The sequence below is a fragment of the Luteibacter sp. P1_D3 genome (assembly GCF_056406135.1).
In genome coordinates this window covers 1-3,147 of sequence record NZ_JBFUAT010000079.1, presented here as the reverse complement: position 1 = coordinate 3,147, position 3,147 = coordinate 1, and the positions used below count along the sequence as shown (strand labels likewise).

Below are 3,147 nucleotides of genomic sequence, written 5' to 3'. Positions count from 1 at the left end.
GTTCTCGATCGCGTTCTCCAGCGTGCACGTCGGATCGGCCACGGTGCGCTCGAACGGATAGAGGTTCAGTACCAGGAGATCGATCGGGACGATGCCGTGTTCGGCCATCACCGCGTCGTCGGTGCCACGACGGCCGAGCAGGCCACCATGCACACGCGGATGCAGCGTCTTCACGCGGCCGTCCATGATCTCGGGGAAGCCGGTCAGATCGCCGACATCGCGCACCGGGATGCCGGCATCGCGCAGTGCTTTCGCGGAGCCGCCCGTGGAGAGGATGTCGACGTTGGCCGCGACGAGGCGTCGGGCGAGTTCGGTCAGGCCCTGCTTGTCGGAAACGCTGACGAGCGCGCGGCGGACGGAAACGAGATCGGGCGTGGGCATGGGCACTTCCGGGGAGGAAAGCGCTCCATTATAGCGGCTCTTTAGGAAATGCCGTGGGCGGCCAGCTTCTTGCGCAGGGTGGCACGGTTGATGCCGAGGGCAACGGCGGCACGGCTCTGGTTGCCTTCGTGGAAAGCGAGCACTTCACGCAGCAGGGGGCCTTCGACTTCACGGATCACCAGGGCATGGAGACCTTCGCCGCCTTCCGTATCGCCGATATCCGCCAGGTAACGACGGACGGTGCGGCTGACGCATTCGCTGAGGGCACTCTGCATGGAGGTCTCGTTGGCGGCCTCACCGGCAGTCAGTCTCACAGCGTTCAAGGCATTCCCCTCTCGCAGGCCGGGACACGAGTTCCCGGTCGGTTCTTTTAATGTGGTCGCTTGGATTGCGACACGGCCACACCATGGAAGGGGGTCGATCGTCGCGAAGGGAATCGAGTGTACTCGTCCCGGGAGGGGATGTGCAGGCTTGTAAAAAGAAATTTTTTCGAACGGTCAATCGAAGCTGAATGCGAAGGCGACGGCCCGCTGGCCCGGGTCTTGCACCTCGAACACCATCGCGGTGGTGGCACCGCCATCCAGCCCGCGCGCACGCACGCCGGGGTCACCGACATAGTCGGCCGGTTCGAAGCGGCGCATGGCCAGACGCTGGCCATTGGCATCCGAAAGCACGATGGTGACGACGGGATAAGGCTGCGCGAACGACGCATCGTTTCGTACGCTCGCGGTGATCAGCAGACCGTCGCGTACGGCCGGATGTTGCTCGACGTCGCGAGCGAGCAGGCGCAGGCGTGTCGGTTCCGCCACCAGGGGCAGGCGACAGCCGACGACTGAGCAGCCCGCTTGCAGTGCCGGGCCGATGGTCGGGTCGGCGATCAGCGAGTCGCGCTTGGCCCAGGCGAGCTGGGCGCCCAGTCCAAGCATCAGCGTCAGGCAGACAGTCACCCAGATGGCGCTCTGCCAGGAGCGTCGACGTGTCTTGGCAAACGTGGGGGTGAAGGTCAGCTGGGAGAAATCCTCAGCAGGCACCTCGTCGTGCGACGGCTCGCCGCCGACGTCGTCGGGCAGGGGCGGCACCGGGCGCGGCCGGAAGACGGCCACCTCGGCGAGGGGTGGTTCCTGGTCGAGTGCCCGTTCCGGCAGGCGCGTGAAGGGCTCCGGTGGCAGTTGTGCGGCAAGCGTGCCAAGGGCGTTGAAGACGCTCTCGCAATGCCCGCAGCGCACGCAGCCGCACGCCGGCACCAGAAGCTCGGCTTCCAGTTTGTAGACGGTGAGGCACTCGGGACACTGCGTATACATCGTTCGATCATAACGTGCGTGACCGGTAGAATCGTCTATCCGCTCACCAAATGGCCGTCCCGATGCCCTGGCTCGAACTCTCCCTGACGATCCGCGCCGCCGAGCAGCCGCGTGTCGAAACCGCACTCGAAGACCTGGGTGCGCTGTCCATCACCCTGCAGGATGCCGACGCCGAGACCCCTGACGAAGAAGCCATCTTCGAGCCGGGCGTGGGTGAGCTACCGTTGTGGAACCAGATCGTCCTGAACGCGTTATTCGATGCCGACGCCGACAAGCGCGGGCTCACGGCCGCCATCGCCGACGACCTGCCCTTCATCGAGCCGGCACACATCACCTGGCGTGTGGTCGAGGACCAGGACTGGACACGCGCCTGGATGGACCAGTTCAAGCCGATGCCGTTCGGCCGTCGCCTCTGGGTCTATCCCTGGAATATCGAGCCGCCGGTGGAGGGTGACATCGTCGTCGTCCGCCTCGATCCCGGCCTGGCCTTCGGCACGGGCACTCACCCGACCACCGCGATGTGCCTGGAGTGGCTGGATGGCCAGCAGATGGCCGACAAGCTGGTCCTCGACTACGGCTGCGGCTCCGGCATCCTCGCGATCGCCGCGCTGAAGTTGGGCGCCGCCCGCGCCGTTGGCATCGACAACGATCCGCAAGCGCTGATTTCCTCGCACGACAATGCCGAGCGCAACGGCGTGCATGCCGATCTGGCCGTCTATCTGCCGGGCGAGGCACCGACCGAACTCGCCGATGTGCTCGTCGCGAATATTCTCGCGGGGCCACTGGGTGAGCTTGCTCCGACCTTCGCCGCCGCGATCAAGCCCGGCGCGCCGTTCGCCCTGTCGGGCATCCTTCACGGGCAGCACGAGGAATTGCTGGTGCGCTACGCGGAATGGTTCGAAGACCTGGAAGTGCGCACCCTGGAAGACTGGGTGCGGATCAGTGGGCGTCGAAAGGCTTAGAGGCAACAGCCGCTTCGTGAGATCGGACCGCCGGCCTGAAGAGATTTCAGGCCTCGCTCGCTCGATGAGATGCTGAGGGTTCGCGCGCGAGCGCGCTCCTGCGACAAAAAGAAACCCCGCTGGGGAGCGGGGTTCTTTTGTCAGACTTGGGGCGGGGTTTCTTTTTGTTCTGCCATGCGCTTTTCCAGATAGTGGATGTTCTGTCCACCCTGCTGGAAACCGACGTCGGCCATGATGCGTTGCTGCAGCGGAATGTTGCACTTCACGCCTTCGATCACCGTTTCGTTCAACGCCATGCGCATGCGTGCGATAGCGGTGGGGCGATCCGGACCGTGCACGATGATCTTGCCGATCATCGAGTCGTAGTTCGGCGGGATGCGGTAGCCGTCGTAGAGGTGGGTGTCGACACGCACACCCGGGCCACCCGGCGCTTCGAAACGCTTCACCGTGCCGGGGCTCGGCATGAAGGTGTCTGGATCCTCCGCATTCACGCGGCACTCGAT

General features: G+C 64.9%; 3 protein-coding genes and 2 pseudogenes. 1 reads left to right on the top strand and 4 read right to left on the bottom strand.

Going from position 1 to position 3,147, the window contains the following annotated elements:
* The 3 genes and pseudogenes from purH to AC1DYM_RS22815 form a co-directional block, all read right to left on the bottom strand.
* A pseudogene (gene purH / locus AC1DYM_RS22825) lies at positions 1-381 on the bottom strand (bifunctional phosphoribosylaminoimidazolecarboxamide formyltransferase/IMP cyclohydrolase); the annotation flags it as partial.
* A gap of 41 nt (positions 382-422) precedes the next feature.
* Positions 423-656, bottom strand: coding sequence for a helix-turn-helix domain-containing protein (locus tag AC1DYM_RS22820; RefSeq protein ID WP_052767339.1), 234 nt, complete (start codon positions 654-656; stop codon positions 423-425).
* A 222-nt stretch (positions 657-878) separates the two neighbouring features.
* Positions 879-1,682 (bottom strand): zinc-ribbon and DUF3426 domain-containing protein, encoded by an 804-nt coding sequence (locus AC1DYM_RS22815; protein ID WP_477342313.1) that lies wholly within the window; start codon positions 1,680-1,682, stop codon positions 879-881.
* 62 nt (positions 1,683-1,744) lie between these two features.
* Between AC1DYM_RS22815 and prmA the strand changes: the two genes are divergently transcribed.
* On the top strand, positions 1,745-2,644 hold the full coding sequence (gene prmA / locus AC1DYM_RS22810) for a 50S ribosomal protein L11 methyltransferase (protein ID WP_477342311.1): 900 nt from the start codon (positions 1,745-1,747) through the stop codon (positions 2,642-2,644).
* 140 nt (positions 2,645-2,784) lie between these two features.
* Here prmA and AC1DYM_RS22805 read toward each other — a convergent pair.
* Positions 2,785-3,147: pseudogene (locus tag AC1DYM_RS22805) on the bottom strand (acetyl-CoA carboxylase biotin carboxylase subunit); the annotation flags it as partial.

Bases quoted from the DNA above. Each gene is read 5' to 3' on its own strand.
- AC1DYM_RS22820 (WP_052767339.1), bottom strand. From the start codon at position 656: ATGCAGAGTGCCCTCAGCGAATGCGTCAGCCGCACCGTCCGTCGTTAC.
- AC1DYM_RS22815 (WP_477342313.1), bottom strand. From the start codon at position 1,682: ATGTATACGCAGTGTCCCGAGTGCCTCACCGTCTACAAACTGGAAGCC.
- prmA (WP_477342311.1), top strand. From the start codon at position 1,745: ATGCCCTGGCTCGAACTCTCCCTGACGATCCGCGCCGCCGAGCAGCCG.